Here is a 25,964-nt window from a genome sequence, read left to right on the forward strand (position 1 = left end):
GGGGGGGGGCGGGCGCCCCGCGGTCCAGCTCGGCGACGCGCTCGGCGCCCGGGTCGTCGCCGTCGACGTCGACGACGACGCGCTCTCGCTCGCGAGCGATCTCGGCGCCGACGATCTCGTGAACCCGACCGAGGTCGAGTCCGATAGCGGCGCGGGCGAGAACGGCGTGGCTGAGCGCGTCAGGGACCTCACGGGCGGCGGCGCCGACGTCTCCGTCGACGCCCTCGGGATCGCCGAGACCTGCCGGAACTCGGTCCGCTCCGTGCGCCCCCGCGGCGCCCACGTGCAGGTGGGACTGACGACCGAGGCCGAGCGCGGCGAGGTGTCGCTCCCGACCGACTGGATGACGCGCTGGGAGGTGTCGTTCCTCGGCTCGCGCGGGATGCCGCCGACGAGCTACGACGACCTGTTCGCGCTCGTCGAGGCGACCGACGTCGACCCCGGCGCGCTCGTGAGCGACGAGGTCGGGCTCTCGGCGGTCTCGGACCGGCTCGCCGCGCTGGGCGAGTACGACGTGCGCGGCGTCGAGGTCGTCACCGAGTTCGAGAGGTAGTCCGAGTTCGCCGGAGGCCGCGACTCACTCCTCCCGCTCGACGCCCAACCCGGGAATCGCGACCGCCTCCTCGACGCGCCCCATCAGCTTCGAGGCGGTGAGGACTAAGGCGAGGTACGTCACGCCGGTCACGACGAAGATGAGCGTGTACCGGAACGTCTCGGAGGCGACCTGGTCCGCCCGGTAGTACAGCTCCGGGACCGTGATGAACGCCGCCAGCGACGAGTACTTGATCAGGTAGACGAACTCGTTGGTCCACGAGGGGATCGCGTAGCGGAGCCCCTGCGGGAGCACGACGTGGTAGATCGTCTCCAGCTTCGAGAGACCGATCGCGCGCCCGGCGGTGATCTGTCCCTCCTCGACGCTCTCCAAGGCGCCGCGGATGTACTCCGCCTGGTAGGCGGCTCCGTTGAGCGTGAACCCGAGGATCGCCACCCACACCACGCCCCGCGCGAACACGCCCGAGAGCGCGCCGGGGACGTAGCTCGCGAGGTTGAGACCGTAGTAGAGCACGAACAGCTGCGCCAGCAGGGGCGTCCCGCGCAACAGCTCGGTGTACGCGAGCGAGAGCCACGCGGAGAACCGACCGTACACGCGGGCCACGGCCAGCGGGACGGCGATGACGAAGCCGACGACGAGACTCACGGCGGTGATAACGACGGTGAGCCACGTCCCGCGCGCGAGTTGGGGCGTGAGCTCCACGACGAACGCGGCGTCGGCCGCGTACGCCGCGAGCCCGGGGAGCGCAGCGAGCGTCGCCTCGACCGCCGCCGCCGACACGAGCGGCTCGCCGATCGGGACGAGGACGCCGCCGAGCCACCGGTTGACCCAACTGACGAGGAGCCAGCCCCAGAACAGCGCGCCGGCGGCGACGAGGAGGAGCCGGCCGATCGAGCGGTCGGAGGCGGCCACGCGTTCCCGGACCGTCGCGGGTCTCGTCGCGCTCGCCATCAGTCGTGACTCGCGATCCGTTCGAGGAAGCGGCCGGTCCGTTCCTTCTCCGGTCGTTCGAACAGCTGGTCCGGCGGGCCGCGCTCGACCACGTGCCCCTCGTCGAGAAACACGACCTCGTCGGCGACCTCGCGGGCGAAGCTCATCTCGTGCGTGACGACGAGCATCGTCATCCCCTCGTCGACGAGCCCGTGCATCGCCTCCAACACCTCGCCGATGAGCTCGGGGTCCAGCGCGCTCGTCGGCTCGTCGAATAACATCAGCTTCGGCTCCATCGCCAGCGCGCGGGCGATGCCGACGCGCTGCTGTTGGCCGCCGGACAGCTCCGCGGGGTAGGAGTCGAGCTGATCGGCGAGCCCGACGCGGTCGAGCTGCTCTTCAGCGCGCTCGCGGGCGTCGGCCTCCGAGAGGCCAAGCACGCGCCGGGGGCCGAGCGCGACGTTGCCGACCGCGGTCAGGTGCGCGAACAGGTTGAACCCCTGAAACACCATGCCGACCTCGCGGCGGAGTTCGTCGACGTCGAGGTCGGGCGAGAGCACCTCCTCGCCGTCGAGCCGGATCGACCCCTCCTGCGCCTCGGCGAGCCGGTTGACGCAGCGCAGCATCGTCGACTTTCCGGAGCCTGACGGGCCGATGAGGACGGTCACGTCGCCCCGATCCATCTCGAAGGAGACGTCGTGGAGCACCCGCTCGTCGCCGTACCACTTCGAGACGTCGGTCACGCGGAGGAAGTCGCCGTCACTCACGCCGACTCGCCCTCCGGAATCGCGTAGTGGCGACCGAGGTAATCGAGCGCGCGGTTCGTCGTGAACGTGAGGACGAAGTAGATTGCACTGATGAAGAGGATGACTTCGAGCACCGCGGTCGTCTGCTCCGAGAACAGGTCGTACCCTCGGGTGAGCAGCTCCGCGAGCCCGATCGCGAAGACGATGCTGGTGTCTTTCAACACGATCGTGAACTCGTTTTGGAACCCCGGAATCGACCGGCGCAGCGCCTGCGGGACGACGACGTACCGAACCGCCTCGAACCGAGACAGCCCGATCGATCGGCCCGCCTCCAGCTGCCCGGCGTCGACGCTCGACAGCGTCGCCCGGAAGATCTGCGACTGGTAGGCGGCGCTTCGGAGGCCGAGCCCCAGGATTCCGGCGGTCATCGCCGACGAGATCGAAACGACGCCGAGGTTGATCTGCGGGACGCCGACGACGAAGTACATCACGATGAGGATGACGACGATGGGCGTCCCCCGAAGGACGATCCCCGCGACGTTGACGGCCCGCTTGAGGTACCCGTCGCCGTACACCTCGACGGCTCCGGCCGGGAAGCCGACGAGAAAGCCGAGGAGGATCGACGCGACCGTGAGTCCGATCGTCAGCAGGGCGCCGACGCCGAGGTAGTCGGCGTTGCGGAAGACGAACTCCCAGTCGGCGCCCTCGCCGATGAACGCGGGGCCTTCGCCGATGAATGCGGGACCGGCCCCGACCGACTCGGCTGTCGCGGCGAGAAGCGGGCCGGCCGGAAGCGACGGCCCCGTGGCGCCGAAGCTCTCGACCGCCGCGAGCGCGAGGGTCCCCGCGGCCGACATCCTACTCCTGCCCGAACCAGGTGTTGGTTATCTCCTCGTACGTGCCGTCTTCCCGGACGGTCGCGAGGCCGTCGTTGAGCGCCGACTGGAACTCCGACTCGCCCTGCCGGAGGCCGAAGCCGAACTCCTCGCCGGTCTCCTCGATGAACGCGATCGTCACGTTCCGGTTGGCCGCGAACGTCTCGGCGACCGGGTTGTCGATGACGACGGCGTCGACGTTCTCGTTCTCGAGGTCTTCGACGGCGAACACGTAGCTGTCGTACGAGGAGTAGTCGTCCTCGGCGATGACTCCGGGGTCGACGAGGTTCGACTGCACCTGGTCGGCGCCGGTCGTCCCCGACTGCGCGCCCACACGGGCGCCGTCGAAGTCCTCCCACGCGGACGGCTGGAAGTCGCCGCCCTCGCGCACGAGGATGGCCTGGTCGGACTCCCAGTAGGGATCGGAGAAGGCGATGGTCTCACGGCGGTCCGCGGTGATCGTCATCGCGGCCGCGATCACGTCGATCTCCTCGTTCTGGGTGAGCGCCGGAATGAGCGAGTCGAACTCGAAGGTCGCCCACTCGCCGAGCTCGTACTCTGTCTCGTCGACGACGGCCTCCAGCAGGTCGACGTCGAAGCCGACGAGCTCGCCGTCCTCGCGCATCTCGAACGGCGGGAACCCGGGCGCGGTGCCGGGCGTGATCGTTGTGCTGTCGTCGCCGAGGCAGCCGGCGATTCCGGAGAGCCCGACGGCAGTCGCGCCACCGGTCAGCTTCAGGTACGTCCGACGGCTCACGTCGGTTTCCGTGCGGTATGGCATATCGGTGGGAGAACGGGAACTGATTTCAACCTTTCCTCCGCGAACGGATCCGCTCGTCCGCCCTGATTCGAATTCTGCCCGTCGGTCCGGGGGCTGACCGAGCCGGTCGCCGCGAGCCCCAACCGTCGGTCGCGCTCAGTCGCCGCCGATCGGCTCCGTCGTGGTCCCGGCGTCGTCGGCGCCGCGGGCGACCCACGCCGCGCCGGCGGCGAGCGCGGCGCCGACGCCCAGCGCGACGAGGTTGACCTGCTCCCAAACCGCGGTGTACAACACCAAGTCGCGGCCGAGCAGGAGCGTCGCGACGAGCGCGGCCATCGCGCCGGCGGCGAGCAAGCGGACTCTCCGAGCCGCGGAGCGGCTCACGCCCGCGTAGCCCGAGCGGACCGCCTCGGTGGCGAACGCGACCGTCGCGACGAGTCCGAGGTGCCCCGCGAGTCCGGTCGCGTAGAAGCCGGCCTGCGCGCCCGGCGAGTACGTGACGAACGGAACCGCCCGCGAGAAGACCGCGCTGGCGACGATTCCGGCGAGGCCGACGGTCGCGGCAGTCCGGAGGAGCCGGGTCGATCCGCGACCGCCGCCCCAGATGGTCGCCAGCCCGAGCAGCGTGAAGATCGTCAGCGCGACGATCAGGTGGGCCGCGTGCGTCGAGACGGTGTAGCCGCCGGGGACGAGCCCGCCGACGGTGACGGTGATCGCGCCGACGGTGATCTGCAGCGGCAGGATCAGCACCGCGAGCGTCGCCGCGAGCCGCGTCCGTCGGTCGAAGCTTCCGAGCCACGTCCAGCCGGCGGTCCCGATGATGAGGAACCCGGTGACCATCGCCCACGCCCGGTGGAACCACTCGATGAAGTCCGGGTTGATCGTCATCGCGGGGATGAGCTGGTCGGAGCAGAGCGGCCACTGGGCCTCGCACGCCAGTCCGGAGCCGGTCGCCGCGGTGTAGACACCGAGCGCGAACAGCGTCAGCGTCATCCCCGTCGTCGCCGCCGCGTATCGCCTGAAGGTCAGCCACGCGGGCCGAAGACTCATTACCCGAGTTCGGTCGCGAGTGCACTTAGACCGTTCGGACGCTCCACGCGGACGGGAACGAGACCGAACGAAGAGGACGGGTGTCGCGACCGCCCGACAGCGCCGACTGCTTATAAATGAACGGCGCGGTGCTGTGCGGTGGCGCACGCCGTGAGCGGGCCGAAGGCCCGCGAACGACCGTGCGAGGGACGCGGTGAGCGCTCGAAGAGCGCGAACCGCGAGGCTGGGGAGGTGTGAGGTGCGGTGCGGAGCGGTGTGGGGTGGGACTCAAAGGGGCAGTCGCGACGACGAAGGCGGCCGAAGTAAGCACCGCAGCGAGTGAGCGGAGCGAACGAGCGAGGAGCGCAACGAGGCCCCCGAGTCGTCGCGGCTGGGGCTTTGGGAGTGGTCACCGTCGATCCGCGATCACTCACTTATAAGCGAGCGGCTGGGGCTTTGGAAGTGGTCACCGTCGATCCGCGATCACTCACTTATAAGCGAGCGGCTGGGACCCTGTAGCCGTACATCGCGCAGTCGCCAGCGACGGGGTATAACTAACCGACGACACCAACGGAACCGCGGTACGAATAAGCGTCTTATCCCGACAATTCCCGCTTCGCCCGTCGCGCTCGCTCGGACATCTCCTCGTTGCCCTCGACGTCCGCGAGGGTCTCGACGGCCTCCAGGTTCCGAACCGCGTCATCGAGGAACGAGAGCACGTCGCCGGTGTACGCGTACACCATGTAATCGTCTGTCATCACGTCCACGATCGCCTGCGGACCGAGCCCCTCGGCGCGGAGCTCCAACACGTACCGCATGAACTTCTCCTCGGGACAGCCGCAGTAGGGGTTCGCCTGACAGTCGCAGTCGAGGAAGTCCTCGGCGAAGTCGAGGATGCGGTCCTGGGTCGTGGAGTCGAGCTTCGAGAGGCCGTCACCGGTGAACAGCATGTCGAGGGTCGCGCCGGCGAACGCGCCCTTCGGGACGTTCGTCTCCAGCTGAGAGGCGAGCTGCCGGTGGTTCTTCACGTAGATCTTGTCGGTGAACGCCACGGTTACCCCGAGATACGCCGGCTGGCAGTAAAAGCGACGTGGTCGTCGGCGTCGCCCGCGCGTCGACCGCCTCCCGGCGCCCGAGTCGGTCGACGGACGGCACCCCGTCACACGCCCGTCCGGGAGTCGTAACGGTTATTTATCAAAGCGGGATAGATATCGACGCGTGTCCGGGTTAGGGTAGTGGACTATCCTTCAGCCTTGTGGAGGCTGAGACGCGGGTTCGATTCTCGCACCCGGACCTCCTTCGAAACGTCGCTTTCCGCACACGCACCAGACTAGAATCCGATCTCTTCCCCGTCCTCCGGAACCAGCACGCCCTCCGTCTCTGACCGCAGCTCCTCCCGAGAGAGCAGACAGTGGTTTATCGCCTCCATGTGGACCACGGCGATCGCGGCGTCGGTGGCCTCGCGGACGGCGCCGACGTCGTCGACGCCCATCGTGATCGGCTCCCCCTGATTGAACCGCGCCGCGCCGCCGTTGAGCACGACCGCGTCGGGCTCGAACCGGTTCAGCGTCTCCGCGACGGGCTCGTACCAGACCGTGTCGCCGGCGAGGTACAGCGTCGCCTCGCCCTTGAGGACGAACCCGGAGACGGGCCTCATCTTCTCGGCCAGCTCCCCGTGGCCGTGACGGCCCGGGGTCCGGTGGAGGGTGATCCCCTCGAACGTCGCCGCGTCCTCGACGGGCCGCACGTCGGTGAACCCGTCCTCGACGAACGCGTCGGCTTGGGCGGGCTGACAGAACAGCGGGATGTCCGCATCGAGCTCGGACTTCGCCGTGTCGTCGAAGTGGTCTGGGTGGCGGTGCGTGACGATCACGGCGTCGTGCGACAGGTCGACGTCGGGCATCGGGACGAGCGGGTTGGCGCGGTCGTTCGGCGTGTCGTCGATCGGCGGCAACGCGCCCCGCGACGCGAACAGCGGATCGACGAGGAACGTCGTGTCGCCGACGGTCGCGAGAAGGGTGGCGTTGCGAACGAGGGTGACGCTGGGGCCGACGTGCGTCGACATGTGCCGACCGCTTCGTCGGGCGTGGGGTTGTGACTTGCGCCGCGCGCCTCGTCGGGTATCGCCCCGTGTACTTATCTGTCGGTCGAGCGTCGTGTGTCGCGTAAATGACGGACGACGACCGATCGGGGCCGGACGCGACCGAAACCGACGCCGTCGCGGTCGAGCCCGCCTCGGACGTCGATGACACGGACACCGCGGAGACCATGCGAGGGCGGGCCGGCGAGAGCCGACTGAAGATCTGGCTGCTGTTGCGGGCGAACCGGCTCGTCGTCGCCGGGGTCCTGACGGTCGTCGTCTTCGTCGCGTTCGTCGCGGTCGGCACCGGACTCTCGCCGTCGCTCCCGGCGAAAGCCGGGGCGAGCGACCCGATCGAGACCCTGTTTTCCGCGATGATCACGGCCATCGTCACGGGAGCGACACTCGTCGTCACGATCGGGCAGCTCGTGCTCACGCAGGAGAACGGCCCGCTCGGCGACCAGCACGAGCGCATGGCCGGCTCGATGGACGTCAGGGACACCATCGCGGCGTTGACCGACGCTCCGGCTCCCACGGATCCGGCCGGGTTCCTCGGCGCGATCCTCGGCGCCGCGTCGGGACGAGCGCGCTCGGTTCGCGAGTCGGTGCACTCGCGGACCGACGCCGACGCGGGACAGGAGGAATCTGACGGAGCGGCCGCCCTACGGAGCGGTATCGGCGACCTCGCCGGGAGCGTCGTCGAGAACGCCGAGGACGTTCGCGGCCAGATCGAGGGCGCGCGGTTCGGGTCGTTCGACGTCGTCTTCGCGGCACTGAACTTCGACTACGGGCGGAAGATCGCCCGAATCGAGCGGCTCACGGACGAACACGGGGACCGACTCACCGACCGGGAGCGCGCGCTCCTCACCGAGCTCCGGGAGTCGCTGTCGCTGTTCGCCCCGGCGCGGGAGCACGTGAAGACGCTGTACTTCCAGTGGGCGCTGATCGACCTCTCGCGGCTGATTTTGTACGCGGCGGTCCCGGCGTTGCTCGTCGCGGGCGCCATGGTCGCCGTCGTCGACGTCGGGACGTTCCCGGGCCGCACGCTCGGAGTCGGCCACCTCACGCTCGCGGTCGGTGGCGCGTTCGCCGTCACGCAGCTCCCGTTCGCGCTGTTCGTCGCCTACGTCCTCCGGATCCTCACGCTCGCGAAGCGGACGCTCGCGATCGGCCCGTTGGTGTTGCGGGATTCGGGGGGGTCGGGGGAATCGGAGAACTCAGAGTAGCCGAGCGCGGCGGCTCTCGGGTCGGGGAAATGTCGCCCGCAACACTAACGACCGGTCTCATCTCCGGCGGCGTGCCGCGTCGACCGGGAAACCCTCGTGGCGGGCGGTCGCCTGCGCGGCGACGGGCGGGTCGCGTCAGCGACCGGATGTGACGCGCCTGGGTTCTCCGCGCTGTCATCGCTCCCATCGGGGAGTACTCGGGCGGGGACTGAGGGCGCGCGTCCGAGGGTAGCCGGCGGGCGTATATAAGCGGCCGGACCGGCGACCTCAGTCGTCCTGCTCGGCGCCGGCGACGATCACGGCGTCGCCGTCGTCGTCCTGCCGCTCCGAGACCGACACCGGGTCGATCCCGCGGCGAGAGGCGTCGAACTCCGAGAGGAGGTAGACGAGCCCGGCGAGCAGCAGGGCGCCGAGCGGGAGCAGCGCGAGCGGCGTCACCCGGGTGAGCCCCCAGACGACGAGGAGGAGCACGACCACGGCGGCGACGGTGACCGCGTAGTAGATCTGCGTGCGGACGTGGTCGATCAGGTCGGCGCCGGTGAACGTCGCCGAGAGGACGGTGGTGTCGGAGATCGGCGAGCTGTGGTCGCCGAAGATGGCGCCCGAGAAGATCACGCCGACCATCGCCGCCACGAGGGTGTGACCCGCCGCGCCGCCGCCGCTGACCTCCCACGCGATCGGGATCGCGATCGGGGTGACGATCCCCATCGTCCCCCACGAGGTGCCGGTCGAAAAGGCGATGAGGCCGGCGACGACGAACACGAGAGCCGGCAGGAGAGCGGCCGAGACGGAGCCCACCGCGGCGTTCGCGACGTAGGCGCCGGTGCCGAGCGCGTCGATCGCCTCGCCGATCCCCCACGCGAGCACGAGGATGGAGGCCGCGGTGAGCATGATCCCGAACCCGTCGATCGTGTACTCGGTCGCGTCGCCGACCCCGAAGATGTCGTAGGCCCGTCCGAGGACGAACCCGCTGGCGACCATCGCGAACGAGCCGATCATGAGCGCCACCTCGTACGAGGCGTTGAGCGCGGCGTCCCACAGCCGCTGGCCGGCCGGGCCGAGCTCCCCGGCGAAGAGGTCGCCGCCGAAGCCGACCGGCGAGAAGTCGCCGGACCACAGCGCGGTCCCGACCGTCACGCCGACGAGCACCGCCACGGGGACGAAGAAGTTGACGAGCCGCGGGGTCGACGCCGGCGGCTCGCCGAGCTCGCCGGCGACGTCCTGCATCGGCACGGCCCCGTCGCGCGTCACCCGCCCGGAGGTCCACGACCGGTTCTCCGCGGTCAGCATCTCGCCGTAGTCCCGCCCGGTGCCGACGATCAGGATGACCATCACGATCGCGAGGATCGCATACATGTTGAACGGGATCGAGGAGACGAACACCTCGAAGGTGCCCGGGCGGTTCGCGGCGGCGACGCCCGCGGACTCGTACCCCTCGGCGATGAGCGAGAGCTGGAACGCGACCCACGAGGAGATCCCCAGCGTCGCCACCGGCGCCGCCGTCGAGTCGACGATGTACGAGAGCTTCTCGCGGGAGATCCGGAGCCGGTCGGAGACGTCCTTCATCGCGGAGCCGACGATGGCGGTGTTCGCGTAGTCGTCGAAGAAGAGGACGATCCCGAGCCCCCACGCGACGAGCCCGGCCTGTCGCTGGTTGTCGAGGCGCTCGAGCGCCCAGTCGCGGATCGCGGCGGTGCCGCCGAGGTTCCACACCATGGCGACGCCGGAGCCGAGAAGCAGGGTGAACACGAGGATGGTCGCTTGGAACTCGTCGGAGACCGCCGCGACGATCCACTCGAACGTCTGGACGATCCCGAGTCCGCCGGTGACGATGACGGCCCCCGACCAGATGCCGAGGAACAGCGACAGCACCGCCTTTCGAGTGATCACCGCGAGGACGATCGCGAGCAGCGGCGGGGCGACGGACAGCGCTCCGAAGTCGGTCATAATCACCTCCACTCGTGCGGGAGTATTTAATACCTCTCCGGGGCAGATATCTGTCGGTTCGGCGACCCTCAGCCGTATTTGGGGACCGATCGCATGGTAGAGACTAAAACGGCGATCGGTCGTCGCTCTCGTTCGGATTTTTATCGGTGGATCGGAGATCGAGTAGACCACCGTCAGGGCGGCTGTCGCCGACGTGACCGGCGGAACGGGCGCGTATCCGAACGCACTTACGTCCCTGTGACAGACCCACGCGCAATGTCTGTACGAGTCGGCATCCTCGGTGCCACCGGCGCCGTGGGTCAGCGGTTCATCCAGTTGCTCGGCGACCACCCGACGTTCGACCTCGCGGCCGTCACCGCGAGCGCGGAGAGCGTCGGGAAGACGTACCGGGAGGCCGCAAAGTGGCGCGTGAACACGCCTATCCCGGCAAGCGTCGCCGAGATGGAGGTCGCGGAGACGACGCCCGCGGGGATCGCGGACGCCGACGTGGACCTGCTGTTCTCGTCGCTCCCTTCGGGGGTCGCCGCCGAGGTCGAGCCGGCGTTCCTGGAAGCGGGATACGTCGTCTCCTCGAACTCCTCGAACGACCGCATGGCGGCGGACGTGCCCCTCACGATCCCCGAGATCAACCCCGGTCACCTCGATCTCATCGAGGTCCAGCGCGACGAGCGGAGCTGGGACGGCGCCCTCGTGAAGAACCCGAACTGCTCGACGATCACGATGGTGCCCACCCTCGCGGCGATCGATCGGTTCGGCCTGGAGAGCGTCCGCGTCTCCACGCTGCAGGCGGTCTCCGGCGCGGGGTACTCCGGCGTCACCTCGATGGAGATCATCGACAACGCGATCCCGCACATCGGCGGCGAAGAGGAGAAGATGGAGACGGAGTCCCGGAAGCTCCTCGGCGAGTTCGACGGCGCGGAGGTCCACCTCCACGACGCCGACGTCGCCGCCTCCTGTAACCGGATTCCCACCCTCGACGGCCACTTGGAGAACGTCTTCGCCGAGTTCGCCGAGGACCCCTCGCCCGCGGAGCTCCGCGAGGCGATGCGCTCGTTCGAGGGCGTCGGCTCGCTCCCGAGCTCGCCGGACCAGCTGATCAAGGTGTTCGGCGAGGACGAGCCGGAGCGCCCGCAGCCCCGCCTCGACCGCACGTACGCGGACGGGATGGGTATCGTCGCCGGCGGCGTGCAGGCGACCGACACCGGCGCGAAGTACAACTGCCTCGCGCACAACACGATCCGCGGCGCGGCGGGCGCCTCGCTGTTGAACGGCGAGCTGCTCGTCGAGGAAGGGTACGTCTGAGGCGACGGGACGGGGCGGCCCCGTCCGATCGGACCGAACCGCGACCGGTACGTATTTTTCTCTCCGCGTTCCGCTCCCGACGCCATGTCAGAGCCGGCCCGGAAACAGTCCCTCCGCAGGGGCGCCGCCGTCCTCCTGATCTCGCGGTCCGGAGCGACGACGCGTCCCGGATCCGTCGAGCCGGCACTGCCCGGCGTCTCCGACGCCGTCGGCGTCGCGCTGTTCGGCGTCGCCGTAACCTACCTCGTTGCCAGCGTCGGGAGACGGGTGGCCGCGGCGGCCGACGCGCCCCTGTAACCGACGATCGAAGCGTCTCGCGTCCCGCGCCGGCCTTACTTCCCTTCGAACTCGGGCTCGCCGTCGCCCATGAACGCCGTGACGCCCTCCATGAGGTCGTCAGTGTTCATCACGTGGCCGAAGCCCATCGCCTCCACTTCGAGGCCGGCCTCGCCGTCGGTGCGGCCGGCGTGCATCGCGCGCTTCGTGTACTTCTGCGCTATCGGCGGGCCGGCGGCGAGCGACTCGGCCAACTCGCGGCCGCGCTCGGCGAGCTCGTCGCCGGGGACGACCTCGTTGACGAAGCCGTACTCCGCCAGCGTCTCGGCCTCGTAGCGATCGGCGGTGAAGATGATCTCCTTCGCGCGCCCCTCGCCGACGATCCGGGCGAGCCGCTGCGTGCCGCCCCAGCCCGGGAGCAGGCCGAGATCGTGCTCTGGCTGCCCGAGCTCCGAGCGGTCGGAGGCGATCCGCATGTCCGCCGCGGTCGCGAGCTCCATGCCGCCGCCGAGGCAGTAGCCGTCGATGGCGGCGACCACGGGCTTGTCGGAGTCCTCCAGCTCCCCGAACGTCTGCTGGCCCTGCCGCGAGAGCTCGACGGCGGTGATCGGGTCCGCGCCGCCGGCGGCCATGCTCTGGACGTCGGCGCCGGCGGAGAAGGCGCGGTCGCCCGCGCCGGAGAGCAGGATCGCCCGCACGTTCTCGTGCTCGTCGAGCCGGTCGATCGCGTCGGCGAGCTCGTCGAGCAGCTCGCCGCTTATCGTGTTCATGCGGTGGGGACGGTCGATCTCGACGTGTCCGACGCGCTCCTCGACGGCGACGTTGAGGGTGTCGTAAGCGGCGAGCGCGTCGCCGCCGTCCTCGCCGTCACCGGCCTCGGCGCCGTCTCCGCCGTGGAAGCCGCCCGCTTCGGCGGCCTCCCGGAGGTAGTCGGTGGCCTCGTAGCGCGCCTCACCCGTCTCCTCGGAGAGCGCGTCGAGGACGTCGACGAGGTCGGCGAGCCCCTCGTTGTCGGCGAGCTTCGCGGGCCCGTCGGGGAAGCCGGCGCCGAGCATCACGGCGCGGTCGATCGCGGGCGCGTCGGCGACGTCGTTCCCGATCAGGCCGGCGACCTCGTTGGCCATCACGGCGAGCAGGCGCCGGCGGACGTCCGCGTCGATCGCGTCCGAGGGGATCTGCGCGCCGTCCCCGTCCTCGTAGTCGTAGAAGCCGGAACCGGTCTTCTTGCCGAGCTGCTCGGCCTCGACCTTCTCGACCAGCAGCGGGCAGGGCCGGTACGCCTCGCCGAGCACCTCGTGCATGTAATCGAGCACGTGGTACCCCACGTCGATGCCGACCTGATCGGCGAGCTCGAACGAGCCCATCGGGAGCCCCATGTCGAACTTCGTCGTGGAGTCGACCGCCTCCATCGTCGCGTCGCCGGACTCGACGATCCACGCCGCCTCGTTCATCAGCGGGACGAGGATTCGGTTGACGATGAAGCCGGGGCTGTCCTTCCGAACGCGCACCGGGGTCTTCCCCATCGACTCCGCGAGCCCCTCGATCAGTTCGAGGGTGTCCTCTGAGGTGTGCTTCCCGGAGATGACCTCGACGAGGTCCATGCGCACCGGTGGGTTGAAGAAGTGCATCCCGCAGAAGCGCTCGGGGCGGTCGGTCACCTCGGAGAGCTCGGTGATGGAGAGGCTGGAGGTGTTGGTGACGAAAACGGCCTCCTCGGGCGCGTGCTCGACGACCTCGTCGTACACGTCCTTCTTGATCGTCATCTTCTCCGGGACGACCTCGACCACCACGTCGGCGTCGGCCAGCGAGTCTTCGAGGTCGACGAAGGTCCGGACGCGGTCCAGCGCCGCCTCGGCCTCGTCGTCGCCGATGCGGTCCTTCTCGGCGAGCTTGCCGATCGACCACTCGATCTGGTCGTAGCCGTCTTGGACGAACTCCTCCTCGATGTCCCGCAGCGCCACGTCGTAGCCGGCGAGAGCGGCGACCTCCGCGATGCCGTGGCCCATGTTGCCGGCGCCGAGGACCGTTACGTGCTGGACGTCTTCGAGTTGCATACGGCAACGGTCGGAACCGTCATGGTTGAACGTTTCCATCTTCCAAACGAGAAACTCGCGGTAAGTTTATAAGATCCGAAGCCGGGGCGGGAGCCGCGGTCACCGTCGCGACCGAAACCGTCGTGTGGCCCCGGGGCGAAGCCTGAAGCGATGAACGACCGAGTCGCCGCGACGCTGCGGGAGGACCCGACGATGGCGGCGCTGATCGATCGACACGGTCGGCTCGCGGTCGAGCCCGCGGCCGACGAGTTCGCGCGCCTCTGCACCTCGATCGTGAACCAGCAGCTCTCGACCGCCTCCGCGGCGGCCATCCACGAGCGCTTCGTGGACGCCGTCGGCGGCGACCCGACGCCGGACCGCGTACTCGCGGCCGACGAGGCGGCCCTACGAGAGGCCGGGCTCAGCGGGACGAAGGTGGAGTACCTGCGCGAGGCGGCCGGGGCGTTCCGCGACGGCGACGCCGACCTGACCCGCGAGGGGCTGGCGGGGGCGAGCGACGAGGCGGTCGTCGACGCGCTCACCGGGATCCGCGGTGTCGGCGAGTGGACCGCGCGGATGTACCTGATCTTCGCGCTCGGACGCGAGGACGTGCTCCCGCTCGGCGACCTCGCTGTACGGAAGGGGATCGAGCGGACCTACAACGACGGGGCGGAGCTGTCGCGGGGGGAGATGCGCGACATCGCCGAGGCGTGGCGTCCCTACCGGAGCTACGGGACGCGGTACGTCTGGGCCGAGTACGAGTCGTAAGCGTTCGACCGATGTGCGGGGCGGGGATTCAGTCGTCTGTGTCTCGGTCACTGACCGCAGATCGGGGGCGACGGTTAGCAAAACCTCGGCCGCCCGGTTATGAGTACCCAACTGCTCCGCGGAGAACACTCGCAAAGCCCCCGACCGCGGGGCGCTGGAGTCGCTTCAGTTCGCCGCGCTCGGCTGTCCGACCGGGGTCGGCTCGTCGCCCGTCTCGATCGCGCGCCGGACCGCCTCGTCGATCTCGACGAGGTGACAGAGGGGGTTTCCGGGATAGACGACGGGGTTTTCGAGGAGTCCGATAAGGAGCCCCGTGAAGGGGGCCTCGACGGCGACCGCGTCCTCCTTGAACGGGTTGGTGATCGTCGCGATCCGGTCGCCCTCGCGGACGAGCGACCCGCTCTCGAAGTGGGTGTCGACGATGCCGCCGGAGTCGGCGCGGAGCCACGTCTTCTCGCCAGCCCCGGCGATGATCGTCCGCCAGCCGGGCCAGCGCACCGCGTCGCTTTCGAGCAGCTCGTACTCGGCGAAGACGGAGCGCACGCCCTCCAGCGCGTCGTCGATGAGCGGGCGTTGGAACCGGTGGGCTTCGCCCATCTCGATCGTGATCGTGGGAATACCGTCGGCGGTCGCCTCGCCGCGGAGGGTGCCGCTCGGGCCGTCGCTGTCGATGATGACCTTCGAGCCGAACGCCATCGCGAGGCGGTGGACGCCGGCGTCGGTCATGTCGCCGCGGACGTGGAGCATGTTCGTCCGGCCCCGGGTGGAGGTGTGGAAGTCGAGCCCGAAATCGCAGGGCTCGATGAAGTTGGCGTATATCTGGTTCGCCATCCGCTTCGAACTCGTCGAGCCGGGCTCGCCGGGGAACGAGCGGTTGAGGTCCCGGTCGTACACCGGGAGGTAGCGCTGCTGCGCGATGAACCCGGGAACGTTGAGCACCGGGAGACAGACGAGGGTGCCGGCGAGGTCGTCGAGGTCCCACTCGTGGGCGACCTCGCGCACCACCTCGATCCCGTTGAGCTCGTCGCCGTGGGCGGCCGCCGTGAGGAACACCGTCGGGCCGTCGCGCTCGCCGTTGACGATCGTCACGGGGATCCGGACGGGATCGCCGAGGTAGGTCTCGCTGATCCCGTAGCGGATGTTCTGCGTCTCACCCGGCGGCACCGCGCCGCCGTTGTACGTGAACACCCGATCGTCGCTCATGTCAGACCGGAGCACGGCGGGGGGTATATATATGACGACCCGCGGATCGACCGCGCCCCGAACCGCTATCGGCGGTCCGGAGCGCGGCAGCGATCGGGCGACCTTTTAGGTGGGCGCCCGCACGTGCGGCCATGAGTTCGGACCCGGTCCGGGTGGGAGTGCTGTCGCTGCACAACAGCAAGGAAACGAAGGCGATCTGCAACGCGGTCGAGGATCTCGGCCACGAGCCCGTGTGGCTCCGCGAGGAGAACGCCGCGATAAGCGTCGACGACGGCGACGTCTCGGTGGAGCCGCCGGTCGACATCATCGCGAACCGGCTGCTGCTCTCGAACACCGACCAGCCCGCCGAGCTGCTCGGGCTGGCGGCGACGTTCGAGCGCATCAGGCCGATGTTAAACGAGCCGAACGCGGTGCTCGCGTCGATCCACAAGTTCGCGACGGCGGCGACGCTCGCGGACTGGAACATCCGCGTGCCCGACGCGCTGCTCGCGCTCTCGAACGACCGGCTCAACGAGGGGCGCGAGCGCTTCGGCGAGGTCGGCGTCTACAAGACCGCGATCGGCACCCACGGCGGCGGCACGTGGAAGGTCGACCTCACCGAGCGCGTGAACCCGAAGGTCGGCAACCGACAGGCGTTCCTCCAGCGGCTCATCGACCGCGACGACGAGAAGCACCGCGACCTGCGCGTGTACATCGTCGGCGACGAGATCGTCGGCTCGATGTACCGCTACGCGCCCGAGGGCGACTGGCGCACCAACGTCGCGCTCGGCGGCGCGGTCGAGGACGCGACCGACGACATGCCAAATGAGGCCGCCGAGACCGCGCTGTACGCGGCCGACGTGATGGACCTCGACTACGCCGGCGTCGACCTCGTCGAGGGGTACGACGGCTGGTACGTCCTCGAAGTGAACCCGACGGCCGGGTTCAAGGGGCTCTACGAGGCGACGGGCACGAGCCCGGCGCCGTACATCGCGCGGCTCGCGATCGAGACGGTCGGCGGCGAGGTGGACGACGACGACGTGGATCGCGTCGCCGCCACCCTCGACGACTCGCGGCCCTCCTGCGCGCCCGCCCCGAAGCCGAGCCCGACCGAACAGCCCGACATCGGCTACATCGAGGAGGTCGTCGTCACCGGCACCTCCGGCTCCACGCAGGCGCTCGCGAAGTCGGACACGGGCGCGACCCGGACGAGCATCGACACCCAGCTGGCCGCCGAGATCGGCGCCGGCCCGATCAAGAGCATGACGCGCGTGAAGTCGGGCAGCATGAAGGGCGGGAAGGCCCGCCCCGTCGTCGACCTCGTGATCGGCATCGGCGGGAACCAGCACACCGTCACCGCCAGCGTCGAGGACCGCGAGCATATGGAGTACCCCCTCCTCCTCGGCCGCGACATCCTCACCGACTACCGGGTCGACGTTCGGCGGCGCGCCGACACCGACGAGGCCGAACAGGGCGAGAGCGGCGAGATCCTGGAAGAAGAGGAGTAGCCGACCCGTCGTCGACTGTTTGAAAACAGCCGCCGTGGCGCGCGCCTTCGAGGCCGCCATCGGCGGCCGAGAAGCGCGCGCGAGGGACGCCGCGAGCGCAGCGAGCGGCGAGGCTGGGGAGGTGTGAGGTGCCGTGCGGTGCTGTCGGGGCGGGAGTCTAGGAGCAGCCGCCGGCTTCGCCGCCGGCTGCCAGCGACTCCAGCGCCTCGCGGCTGAGAGCTCTGCGAGTGTTCCCCGCGGAGCAACTGGGTACTGATAACCGGGCGGCCGAGGGCTTCAGAGCCGTTCACCGGCGATCCACGGTCGGCGTTTTATAAACGAACCCGACCCTACGGCCGTTGTTTATAACCGCCACCCGCCCCGTCTCACCGGTATGACCGACGATCTCGGCACGCCGGTGCTCGACAACCATCTCCACCTCGACCCGCGTCACGGACGCGGAACCGACGCCGTCGAGGACTTCGTCCGACTCGGCGGCACCCACCTGCTCGTGGTGAACAAGCCCTCGTGGCACCTCGGCGTCGAGCCCGACGAGCCGGCGGAGTTCCGGCCCGTCTTCGAGGAGACGCTCGACGCGGTCGCGGCCGCGAACGAGGTGCTCCCGGGACGCGCGTGGCCCGTCCTCGGCGTCCATCCCGGGCTGATAAGCCGGCTCGTCGACGAGCGGGACTTCTCGCCCCCGGACGCCCGCGACCTGATGCAGGGCGGCCTAGAGGTCGCGAGCGAGTTCGTCGACGACGACCGGGCCCTCGCGCTGAAGTCCGGCCGTCCGCACTACGAGGTGAGCGACGCGGTCTGGGACGCCTCGAACGCGGTCACCCGGCGCGCGTTCGAGCTCGGCGCCGCGCTCGACTGCGCCGTCCAGCTGCACACCGAGGCGAGCGAGGACCTCACCGATCTGGCCGCGGTCGCCGAGGAGTCCGGGCTCGACCCGACGAACGTCGTCAAACACTACGCCGAGGGACGGCTCGCCGGGCCGACCCCGAGCGTGATGAGCGAGAAGGATCGGCTCGAACGCGCCGCCGAGTCGGGCGAACCCTTCCTGATGGAGACCGACTTCGTCGACGACCCGGAGAAGCCGGGAATGGTGCTCGGCCCGAAGACCGTCCCGCGCCGCGTCCGCTGGATGCTAGAGGAGGGGTACGACGAGGCGGTCCGGCGCGCGCACGTTGGGACGCCCGAGGCGGTGTACGGGATCGACACCGAGGCGACGCTGGAGGGTTCGATGTCGTGAGCGACACCGCCTCGGCGGACGACCCCGCCGACGGTTCCGCGGCCGATCTCGCCGACGGCGCCGCAGACGGCTCCGCGCCGCCAGCGGTCCTCTTCACGGGGTTTCCGGGGTTCCTCGGCTCGGCGCTCCTCCGGGAGATCCTCGATCGCGGCGACGGCCCGATCGCCTGCCTGATCCAGCCGCAGTACCGCGATCTGGCCGAACAGCGCGCCCGGGAGATCGTCCCGGCGATCGAGAGTGATTCCGCAGACGAAGCGGCGATTCACCTCTACGAGGGCGACATCACGGAACCGGATTTGGGGCTCGGTTCGGCGCTCGACGATCCGGATCTGTTGGCCGGCGTCGACGAGGTGTACCACCTCGCCGCCGTCTACGACCTGCGCGTCGACGCCGACCTCGCCGAGGCCGTGAACGTCCGCGGGACCGAACACGTCCTCGACGCGTGCGAGCGGATTGGGGTCGACCGCCTCCACTACGTGAGCACCTGCTACGTCAGCGGCCGGTACGACGGCGTCTTCACCGCCGACCACCTGCGGGAGGGACAGTCGTTCAACAACCACTACGAGGCGTCGAAGTACCGGGCGGAGGTCGCGGTGCGGGAGCGGACGGCCGACGGACTCCCGGCGACGATCTACCGACCGGCGATCGCGGTCGGCGACAGCGAGACCGGCGAGACCGACAAGCTCGACGGGCCGTACAACCTGCTCCGGCTCCTGCTTGCGCAGCCGAAACGGCTCGCGTTCGCGTTCACCGTCCCCGGCGCCGCCGAGGCCGAACTGAACGTCGTGCCGCGCGACTACGTCGTTGACGCCATCGCGGAGCTGAGCGGGCGACCGGACACGGTCGGCGAGACGTTCCAGCTCTGCGACCCGGACCCGCTGACGGTCCCGGCGTTCGTCGCGGCACTGGGCGACGCCGCCGGCCGCAGGACGGTCTCCGTCCCGACCACGAAGCGGGCGGCGAAGGCCGCGGCCCGCCTGCTCTCGACCGCGGGGGTCGCCGTGGAGCCGGCGACGATCGACTACTTCGACCACCCGACCAGTTACCGCTGCTCGAACACGAGAGACGCGCTGGCCGGGACCGGTATCTCCGTCCCGCCCTTCGAGTCCTACGTCGACCGGATCGCAGCGTTCGCCCGCGAAAACCCGTCCGTCGGCGACGACCCGATGGCGTGACGGGAGCGTCCCGAGCGCCCCGTCTCGCGTGGCGTCTCGCGGGAGTGAATGCGGCCGGAATGAGACCCGAACGCGGGACTGGCTCGCCCCTCCTCGATTCCCGTCTTCGACCGGGTGAGACGCCCTCTCTCGGGACGATCGATAGGAAAGGCCTTTGAGTAGTCCGGGCGACGTATCGCACATGACCGACGACGACGCCGTCGAAGCGTTCTATACCGACGACCGCTGGCAGAACTGGCTCGATCGCTTGGAAGAGGAGGACCTCGACCCCGAGAACGAGGACTCGGCACGGCTCCTGTTGAACCTCCAAGACGACGCGGCGATCGCCGTCGCGAAGGTGCTCGCGGCGCTCGACGACGATCGAATCGGTGAGGACCGCGCGGTCGAGGAGATCCACGACATCCGCGACATCGTCCTCGCCGACGTCGACTTCGAGGACGAGGACAAGGTGATGTTGATCGACGGCGTCCAGACCTCGCTCGTCCCGGTCTTTTACGCGGCCGAGGAGTACGTCGTCGGCGGCGTCGTCGAGGGCGACGTGTCCGAGTTCGTGCGCGCGGCCGCCGAGGCAGAGGCCGAGGACGACCTCGACGCCGCGCTCGGCTACGTGGTGCAGGCCGGAACGCGAGTCATCGACGGCGAGCTACTTGATATCGACGTCGTCGAGGACCTAGAGTACGGGCTCGTCTCCGAGTGGGTCAACGGACTCGACTCGCTGCAGTCCGCGATCGAGGACCCGGAAGTCGTCGAGGAAGAGGACTGAAGCGGCGGTCTGTTCGGGTTTCGTCTCTCCTGTTTCGCGAGCTCTGTTGCACCAGTTAGTCGATGATACCTCTTGCCCGATCGCGACTGGTACAGGCCAAGTAGTAGCGGAGCAGCGGTGAGTTAGCTCGTTCGCCTACACTGCGTTCATTGAAACTGCGGATACATCCGAAACCAGATGGCTGTCAGTAGCACGCAAGTGAACAGCCACGTAGGGTCAGTGAACGAGCTGCGAAGAAACGCGGAAGGCGTGTGTCCGAACGCAACTGCCCCGAGAACGCCGACCACGATGACACCCGCTGCAGAACAACTCAGGAAGATGAGCGTGTCACGACGAAATGACGGCTCCACGTGCGTCAGTCATTTTCAGCCGTTATATATCTGGCCGAGATATCGGTACTCCTCAGCGACCGGCGGCGTCATCTCGTGTTCTGTCTGAAAAAAACCATTTCAACAGGACCGTTTCGCACAGTGCCGACGGGCCGTCGGGCCGCCGAACGGCCGCGGCGTCCGGCGGCGGACGCGTCCGAGATGAACCGTTTTGAACTCGCGCGACGTGAGTGCGGTATGGCATTCCCCGCGGCCGAAGTCGCGACCGCGCTGCTCGTCGTCTGGACGGCCAGTTCGTTCGTCCCGTTCGCGCCGAGCGGCGTCCTCGCGGCCCTGACCGTCGTCGGATACGCGTCTACCACCGGCTTCACCGAGCCGAGCCTCCTCGTTCTCTTCGCGCTCGTTCTCGTCTCGCTTCTGGCCTCCGCGGCGGAACTGCTGTCGGGAGTACTCACCGGGAAACTCGGTGGCGCGTCGACACGGACGCTCGGTATCGGGACGGCGGTGGGCGTTCCGTTGGTGTTCGTGATGGGTCCGATCGGTTTCGTCGTTGGGTTGGGTGGAACCGTCTTTCTCGTGACGGTCTCCGAGAACGCCGACGAGCCGCGCGTCGCCGCCCGGCGAGCGGCCTACGCGGTGATCGGTGCCCTCGCCAGCTCGGTCATCCAAGCGGTCATGCTGGCTAGCGTCGCCGTCGGATTCACGCTCGCCGTGCTGTGACTCCGGCGAGATGGCCGTCACCCCGCGATCGCGAACAGCAGGAGGTTGTGCGCGGCCGGGCCGAGCCCGACGGCGGCGACGAACCCCAGCAGGAGGTAGCCCTCGGCGGGGGTCTCTCGGACGTACGCCGCGAACAACCACACGACGAGGCTCGCCACCGCGAGCTTCACCAGCAGGAACACCCACCCCTCGCCGAGCACCGGGACCGACGGGATCCCGCCGAGCTCCAAGAGGATCCGGGAGACGGGCGTGCGCTCGCCGAAGCCGAGCTGCGTCGTCCCCACCGCGGTCGAGACGCCGTCGAGCGCGTGGCCGAACACCGCGAGCGCGCCCACCGAGCCGGTGACCGCGGTCTCGGGACGCAGTCGCGTCAGGCCGACCCAGACGGCGGCGGCGATCGGGACGGTGCCCGCGAGCGCGACGATCGACCACCGGGCGCCGACCGGTGAAACACCGGTCCCGATGGCGATCGCGACGATCGGGGCGAGTAGGAGCGCGCCCGCGGCGGCGAGAAGCGTCGGGACGCGCTCCGACGGGGCGGCAGCGAGCCACGCCGCGCCCGCGAGCGTCCCCACCGTGAGGTAGACGGTCGGCGAGCCGGCGAGCGGCGCGAGCGCGGGCGGGAGCGCATCGACGACGTACAGCACGTGGGCCGCGGAGCCGAGCGCGATCCACGGGGCGAGCGCGAGCACGTGGCGCCCGGTGACTCGCGGGGGGCGCCGGCGGAGCGCGACGCCGACCGCGCCGGCCGCGAGCAGGACGGTGACGAGGTACGGCGCCGGCGGGAGCGTCGTGCCCGCGGGGAGGAACGGGACGGCGCCGAGTAACGGGACGACTCCGAGAAACGGGACGGTGCCGGCCATCACACCGACAGGACCGGCTGGCTCGCGTAGAGGAGGACGTACTCGGCGGCCTTCCCGAGCACCTCGCCCGGGTCGCCCGTGACGGGCTCGCGCGGCACCACGATGAAGTCGGAGTCCAGTCCCTCGGCCGTGTCGAGCACGACGCTGCCGGGGTGGACCGTCTTCACCGACGTCGAGAAGCCGGCCGCGACGGAGTTGCTGTGGCCCACTCCGGCGGCCTCCGCGCGCCGCGCGACGGAGTCCGTGAACGCCTCGGTGTCGTCGGCGACGTCGCTCTCGTCGACCACGCCGTGGTCGATGGCGCGGACCACGTCCTCGTCTAACACGTAGAGGGCGTGGACGCTCGCGCCGTACTCGGCGGCGACCGTGATCGCGTAGTCGACCGCCTCGTGGGACTCCTCGCTCCCGTCGACGGGAACGAGGACGAGGTCGATGTCGAGATCGGTCATGTACGAGTCCTCGTCGGGGGAGTTCAAAAAGCCCGCCCAATGCGGTCGACGACGAACGCGCTCGGTCGGCTCCGCGAACCGTCGCTCAGAAGCCGGAAAGCTCGCGTTGCCCCGCCGTCCGTCGCTCGTCCGGGGGGACGTTCGTCGCGACGATCTCGTCGACCGCGTCTCGGCCGTCCGCGTCGCTGTTGATCGCTCGGGTCGCACCCTCGATATCGACGTGGAACCCCGCGTCTTCGTACGGCGCGTACATCACACCGCTGTTGCTCAACACGACCCGGACGCCGGCGTCGTCCAGCTCGCTCGCGACGTCGAGCAGCCGGCGCTGGTCCTCACGATCGAACCCCTCGGCGCTGTACTCGTTGAAGCTCGCGGTCGCGCTCATCGGCTCGTACGGCGGGTCGAAGTAGACGAGGTCGCCGGACTCGGCGGCGTCGAGGACGTATCCGAAGTCGTCGTTGCGGATCGTCGCCCTCGCGAGCACGTCGCTCGCGCGGCGGATCCGGTCGCGCTGGACCCAGTCCGGGTTCGCGTACCGACCCACGGGGACGTTGAATCCGCCGTCCGCGTTCTCGCGGTAGAGGCCGTTGTAGCAGGTCCGGTTGAGGTACAACAGGAGTGCGGCCTCCTCGACGGGGTCGACCTCGCCCTCGTAGGGGCGCTTGTTGAACCGCGCGCGCTGCTGGTAGTAGTAGCTCTTCACCGTTCGGCCGCGGGCCGTCTCCTCGTGGTACGGGAGCGACGGGTCCGGAGCGGTCCCCGGATCGTCGAACGCTTCCAACCGCTCGATCAGCGCTTCGGGCTCGTCGCGCACCCGCTCGTAGAAGTTGATCAGCCGCGGGTTCGCGTCGTTGATCGTCGCGTCCGCGGGCTCCAGATCGAAGAAGAGCGCGCCGCCGCCGACGAACGGCTCGTGATAGCGGCCGTACGAGATCGGGAACCGAGCGTACAGCTCGTCGAGCAGCTGGCGCTTGCCGCCGGCCCACTTCAGAATCGGCTCCGCCATGGGATGTCGGGACTCCCCCGCGGCGGCGTATAAACGTCTCGGGCTCAGTCGTCGGCCGACTGGCCGTCGGGGAGGTCCGCGACCCTCCGGACCGTCCCGTCGGCGAGCCCCGCGGCCTACCGCACCCGCAGGGTCCGGTGTAGCGTGTAGCCGGCGATCACGAGGAACACGACCGGGAGCCCCGTAAGCGGATGCGCCAGCAGCGAACCGCCCGCGAGGATGAGATACCCCTTGTCCGGCGGCGACCACGCGGTCCGGCTCCGCATCGTCGCCAGCTCGGTCGCGAACGCGTAGAGGAAGCCGCCCGCGACCGGGAGCCACAGCGCCGCCGCGAGAACCGTCCCGACTGGCGTGCCCGAAACCTCGCCGACCGAGCGGGGGAGCCACGCGACGGCCGCCGCGTACTCCGGCTCGACGAACGCGCGGGCCGCGATCGACGTCGGCAGGTACAGCGCCGCCACCGCGACCGTCGCCCAGAAGGAGGCGTTCGAGCGCGATCGTGAGGCCGTCGGGGAGACCATACCGGACCGCGGGGACCGGGCGGGAGAAATCCTCCGATCCGGCGGGATCGCCCCCACCGACCCGACCCCGACGACGAAACGTTCCAATTTACCGAGAAGTGTACGAACGAGTAACATGGTACTCGTTACACTCCATTAACAATCGTTTGAGACGATCTGAACGGGTGAGTCGCGGTAGCAATACTCAGAACATATACGTGATATGAAAGGTTTTTACTCCCGGGCGACGTACGGACAGATATGCAACCGATGAACGACGGATACACGGCCCGAGCGGTGATGGCCGGATCCGACAGTCCGCCCAACGGGGGTCTCGTCGTCTCGCTCGCGTTCCTGGCGCTGATCATGCTCCCGCTGGTAGCGGTCTCCTACCCGCTCGCCTCCGCGGGCCTGCTCGCTGGAGGCGTCGCCCTCGTCGCCCTGGGCCGCTCGCTCGCCCGCCACCTCGACCGCGGAACCGTTCGCAAGCTCAGCCTCCCCGGACTCGGCACGGTGGAGTACCGCTTCACTCGGAGCTAAGCCGATCGGTCCGCGCTGCGCGCGATCGGCTCAGACGCATCGAACCGAACTGCGACGTCTTTTCTCTCCGCTCGGCTCCCTCGTCGCCCGGCGCCGCTACAGCCCGTAGACGACGCGCTCGCCCGCGTCGAGGCCGTTCGCGATGGCGGCGTGGATCCGTCCCTCGCCGGCGACCCAGTCGCCGAGCAGGTACAGGTCCTCCCGCCGAGCGGAGTCTATCGGGCCTTGGGCGACGCCGCCCTCGGGGAGCGCGTAGCGCCACCCCTGGTGGTCGGTCCACGTCGGGTCGGCCAGCCGGTCGTCCTCCATGATCGAGGCGGTATGCGCCGCGAGGTCGGCGACGTTCGCGGCCGGGTCGTCGTCGTAGCGCTCGGCGGACCACCCGGGGCTCGCCTGCACGACGAGCAGCGTCTCGCCGTCCGGGACGTGCCCCGCCTTGCACTCCTCGCGCGAGATCCAGCCCACGGGGTGCTCCTTGTCGGTGTTGATGAGCCCGTAGTAGGGCACGTCGACCGCGAAGGGGTAGTGAAGCACCGCGGACCACACCGACCGGTACGCCACGTCGCCCACGGCGTCGACGACCGACTCGCGGACCGGTGACTCCCACTCGGCGCCGCGGAGGAGCTCGGCGGTCTGCGGCGCCGGCGGGTTCATGAGGAGGACGTCGAAGGGCCCCCACGTCTCGCCGTCAGCGTCGTCGAGCTCCCAGCGCTCCCCGACCCGCCTGACGGTCTCGACGCGCGTCCGGCGGTGAACCGTCGCGTCGGTCGGGCCGAAGAGCCGCTTGGCGATCTGGGTGAGCCCCCGCCGATAACTCCACTTGTGCTCGTCGTCGTCGCGGCCGGGCGAGACCTCGCCGTCCGCGTCGAAGGTGTACACCGGTTCCGTGACCTCGACGAGCCCCTCGTCGTCGAGGGTCTCGGTGATCAGCTCGGCGACGCGCTCGTCGTCGGATTTTAGATAGTTCGCGCCGTAGTCGTACGTCAGGTCGTCGCGGCGACGAGTCGCCGCGCGGCCGCAGAGCCCGCCGGACTTCTCCAACACGGTCACGTCCGCGTCGGGCGCCGCCTCGTTGACGACGAACGCCGCGGCCGCCGCGCCGGCGCCCGCCCCGGCGCTGACTCTAATACACATCTCCGAGCACACGAGACTAAGGCGGAGCTCGTATGC

General features: G+C 69.5%; 26 protein-coding genes and 1 tRNA gene. 12 read left to right on the forward strand and 15 right to left on the reverse strand.

Annotation, left to right across the window (positions count from 1 at the left end):
* A partial coding sequence (locus OQF71_RS07135; RefSeq protein ID WP_280586746.1) for a zinc-binding dehydrogenase occupies nucleotides 1-553 on the forward strand: 553 nt, incomplete at its 5' end.
* A gap of 24 nt (nucleotides 554-577) precedes the next feature.
* Here the strand turns inward: OQF71_RS07135 and OQF71_RS07140 are convergent.
* The 6 genes from OQF71_RS07140 to OQF71_RS07165 form a co-directional block, all read right to left on the reverse strand.
* Nucleotides 578-1,504: an amino acid ABC transporter permease gene (locus OQF71_RS07140; protein WP_280586751.1), complete on the reverse strand. Its 927-nt coding sequence runs from the start codon at nucleotides 1,502-1,504 to the stop codon at nucleotides 578-580.
* Nucleotides 1,504-2,250: an amino acid ABC transporter ATP-binding protein gene (locus OQF71_RS07145; RefSeq protein WP_280586752.1), complete on the reverse strand. Its 747-nt coding sequence runs from the start codon at nucleotides 2,248-2,250 to the stop codon at nucleotides 1,504-1,506. The genes OQF71_RS07140 and OQF71_RS07145 overlap by 1 nt, the downstream gene beginning before the upstream one ends.
* On the reverse strand, nucleotides 2,247-3,086 hold the full coding sequence (locus OQF71_RS07150) for an amino acid ABC transporter permease (protein ID WP_280586753.1): 840 nt from the start codon (nucleotides 3,084-3,086) through the stop codon (nucleotides 2,247-2,249). The genes OQF71_RS07145 and OQF71_RS07150 overlap by 4 nt, the downstream gene beginning before the upstream one ends.
* Before the next feature lies 1 nt (nucleotide 3,087).
* Nucleotides 3,088-3,885: a basic amino acid ABC transporter substrate-binding protein gene (locus tag OQF71_RS07155; protein ID WP_280586755.1), complete on the reverse strand. Its 798-nt coding sequence runs from the start codon at nucleotides 3,883-3,885 to the stop codon at nucleotides 3,088-3,090.
* A 135-nt stretch (nucleotides 3,886-4,020) separates the two neighbouring features.
* The gene (locus tag OQF71_RS07160) at nucleotides 4,021-4,914 is read right to left on the reverse strand and encodes a COX15/CtaA family protein (protein ID WP_309243340.1); all 894 of its coding nucleotides are present in this window, start codon (nucleotides 4,912-4,914) and stop codon (nucleotides 4,021-4,023) included.
* 575 nt (nucleotides 4,915-5,489) lie between these two features.
* Entirely contained in the window at nucleotides 5,490-5,945 is a 456-nt protein-coding gene (locus tag OQF71_RS07165) for a DUF5814 domain-containing protein (RefSeq protein ID WP_280586756.1), read from the reverse strand.
* Nucleotides 5,946-6,114: 169 nt separating this feature from the next.
* On the opposite strand from OQF71_RS07165, the gene OQF71_RS07170 reads away from it, so the two are divergent.
* Nucleotides 6,115-6,187: transfer RNA gene (locus tag OQF71_RS07170), tRNA-His, on the forward strand.
* Nucleotides 6,188-6,223: 36 nt separating this feature from the next.
* Here OQF71_RS07170 and OQF71_RS07175 read toward each other — a convergent pair.
* Nucleotides 6,224-6,958, reverse strand: a complete 735-nt coding sequence (locus tag OQF71_RS07175) for an MBL fold metallo-hydrolase (protein WP_280586757.1) — start codon at nucleotides 6,956-6,958, stop codon at nucleotides 6,224-6,226.
* A 203-nt stretch (nucleotides 6,959-7,161) separates the two neighbouring features.
* On the opposite strand from OQF71_RS07175, the gene OQF71_RS07180 reads away from it, so the two are divergent.
* Nucleotides 7,162-8,199 carry a hypothetical protein gene (locus OQF71_RS07180; protein ID WP_280586781.1) on the forward strand — a complete coding sequence of 346 codons (1,038 nt, stop codon included), beginning with the start codon at nucleotides 7,162-7,164 and terminating at the stop codon, nucleotides 8,197-8,199.
* A 267-nt stretch (nucleotides 8,200-8,466) separates the two neighbouring features.
* Here OQF71_RS07180 and OQF71_RS07185 read toward each other — a convergent pair whose 3' ends face one another.
* Entirely contained in the window at nucleotides 8,467-10,146 is a 1,680-nt protein-coding gene (locus tag OQF71_RS07185; protein WP_280586760.1) for a Na+/H+ antiporter NhaC family protein, read from the reverse strand.
* 255 nt (nucleotides 10,147-10,401) lie between these two features.
* Here OQF71_RS07185 and asd point away from each other — a divergent pair, with 255 nt between their 5' ends.
* Entirely contained in the window at nucleotides 10,402-11,448 is a 1,047-nt protein-coding gene (gene asd, locus OQF71_RS07190; RefSeq protein ID WP_280586761.1) for an aspartate-semialdehyde dehydrogenase, read from the forward strand.
* Nucleotides 11,449-11,532: 84 nt separating this feature from the next.
* Nucleotides 11,533-11,745 (forward strand): hypothetical protein, encoded by a 213-nt coding sequence (locus OQF71_RS07195; RefSeq protein WP_280586762.1) that lies wholly within the window; start codon nucleotides 11,533-11,535, stop codon nucleotides 11,743-11,745.
* A gap of 35 nt (nucleotides 11,746-11,780) precedes the next feature.
* On the opposite strand, the gene OQF71_RS07200 is transcribed toward OQF71_RS07195, so the two are convergent.
* The gene (locus OQF71_RS07200) at nucleotides 11,781-13,778 is read right to left on the reverse strand and encodes a 3-hydroxyacyl-CoA dehydrogenase/enoyl-CoA hydratase family protein (RefSeq protein WP_280586763.1); all 1,998 of its coding nucleotides are present in this window, start codon (nucleotides 13,776-13,778) and stop codon (nucleotides 11,781-11,783) included.
* 150 nt (nucleotides 13,779-13,928) lie between these two features.
* Here OQF71_RS07200 and OQF71_RS07205 point away from each other — a divergent pair, with 150 nt between their 5' ends.
* Complete coding sequence (locus OQF71_RS07205; RefSeq protein ID WP_280586764.1) at nucleotides 13,929-14,525, forward strand: DNA-3-methyladenine glycosylase 2 family protein; 597 nt, start codon at nucleotides 13,929-13,931, stop codon at nucleotides 14,523-14,525.
* A 165-nt stretch (nucleotides 14,526-14,690) separates the two neighbouring features.
* Here OQF71_RS07205 and OQF71_RS07210 read toward each other — a convergent pair whose 3' ends face one another.
* Nucleotides 14,691-15,728, reverse strand: coding sequence for a succinylglutamate desuccinylase/aspartoacylase family protein (locus OQF71_RS07210; RefSeq protein ID WP_280586766.1), 1,038 nt, complete (start codon nucleotides 15,726-15,728; stop codon nucleotides 14,691-14,693).
* A gap of 131 nt (nucleotides 15,729-15,859) precedes the next feature.
* Here OQF71_RS07210 and OQF71_RS07215 point away from each other — a divergent pair, with 131 nt between their 5' ends.
* The 5 genes from OQF71_RS07215 to OQF71_RS07235 all read left to right on the forward strand — a co-directional run bounded on the left by OQF71_RS07215 (nucleotide 15,860) and on the right by OQF71_RS07235 (nucleotide 21,436).
* Nucleotides 15,860-17,215: a RimK/LysX family protein gene (locus OQF71_RS07215; RefSeq protein WP_280586767.1), complete on the forward strand. Its 1,356-nt coding sequence runs from the start codon at nucleotides 15,860-15,862 to the stop codon at nucleotides 17,213-17,215.
* Between the two features lie 373 nt (nucleotides 17,216-17,588).
* Entirely contained in the window at nucleotides 17,589-18,449 is an 861-nt protein-coding gene (locus OQF71_RS07220; protein WP_280586768.1) for a TatD family hydrolase, read from the forward strand.
* Entirely contained in the window at nucleotides 18,446-19,624 is a 1,179-nt protein-coding gene (locus OQF71_RS07225; protein WP_280586769.1) for an SDR family oxidoreductase, read from the forward strand. Before OQF71_RS07220 ends, OQF71_RS07225 begins: the two co-directional genes overlap by 4 nt.
* Before the next feature lie 181 nt (nucleotides 19,625-19,805).
* On the forward strand, nucleotides 19,806-20,387 hold the full coding sequence (locus tag OQF71_RS07230; protein ID WP_280586770.1) for a DUF2150 family protein: 582 nt from the start codon (nucleotides 19,806-19,808) through the stop codon (nucleotides 20,385-20,387).
* A 566-nt stretch (nucleotides 20,388-20,953) separates the two neighbouring features.
* On the forward strand, nucleotides 20,954-21,436 hold the full coding sequence (locus tag OQF71_RS07235) for a DUF456 family protein (protein WP_280586772.1): 483 nt from the start codon (nucleotides 20,954-20,956) through the stop codon (nucleotides 21,434-21,436).
* Nucleotides 21,437-21,453: 17 nt separating this feature from the next.
* Here the strand turns inward: OQF71_RS07235 and OQF71_RS07240 are convergent, their stop codons facing one another.
* The 4 genes from OQF71_RS07240 to OQF71_RS07255 form a co-directional block, all read right to left on the reverse strand.
* Nucleotides 21,454-22,299, reverse strand: a complete 846-nt coding sequence (locus tag OQF71_RS07240; RefSeq protein WP_280586774.1) for a DUF63 family protein — start codon at nucleotides 22,297-22,299, stop codon at nucleotides 21,454-21,456.
* Nucleotides 22,299-22,748: a universal stress protein gene (locus tag OQF71_RS07245; RefSeq protein ID WP_280586775.1), complete on the reverse strand. Its 450-nt coding sequence runs from the start codon at nucleotides 22,746-22,748 to the stop codon at nucleotides 22,299-22,301. Before OQF71_RS07245 ends, OQF71_RS07240 begins: the two co-directional genes overlap by 1 nt.
* Nucleotides 22,749-22,833: 85 nt before the next feature.
* On the reverse strand, nucleotides 22,834-23,754 hold the full coding sequence (locus OQF71_RS07250; protein WP_280586776.1) for a DNA adenine methylase: 921 nt from the start codon (nucleotides 23,752-23,754) through the stop codon (nucleotides 22,834-22,836).
* A gap of 116 nt (nucleotides 23,755-23,870) precedes the next feature.
* Nucleotides 23,871-24,275, reverse strand: coding sequence for an abortive infection protein (locus OQF71_RS07255; RefSeq protein ID WP_280586777.1), 405 nt, complete (start codon nucleotides 24,273-24,275; stop codon nucleotides 23,871-23,873).
* A 240-nt stretch (nucleotides 24,276-24,515) separates the two neighbouring features.
* Between OQF71_RS07255 and OQF71_RS07260 the strand changes: the two genes are divergently transcribed.
* Nucleotides 24,516-24,794: a hypothetical protein gene (locus tag OQF71_RS07260; protein ID WP_280586778.1), complete on the forward strand. Its 279-nt coding sequence runs from the start codon at nucleotides 24,516-24,518 to the stop codon at nucleotides 24,792-24,794.
* Nucleotides 24,795-24,890: 96 nt separating this feature from the next.
* Here the strand turns inward: OQF71_RS07260 and OQF71_RS07265 are convergent, their stop codons facing one another.
* The gene (locus OQF71_RS07265; protein WP_280586782.1) at nucleotides 24,891-25,928 is read right to left on the reverse strand and encodes an FAD-dependent oxidoreductase; all 1,038 of its coding nucleotides are present in this window, start codon (nucleotides 25,926-25,928) and stop codon (nucleotides 24,891-24,893) included.
* Nucleotides 25,929-25,964 lie beyond the last annotated feature (36 nt).

It is taken from the genome of Halorubrum sp. Boch-26 (assembly GCF_029889805.1).
Taxonomy (GTDB): domain Archaea; phylum Halobacteriota; class Halobacteria; order Halobacteriales; family Haloferacaceae; genus Halorubrum.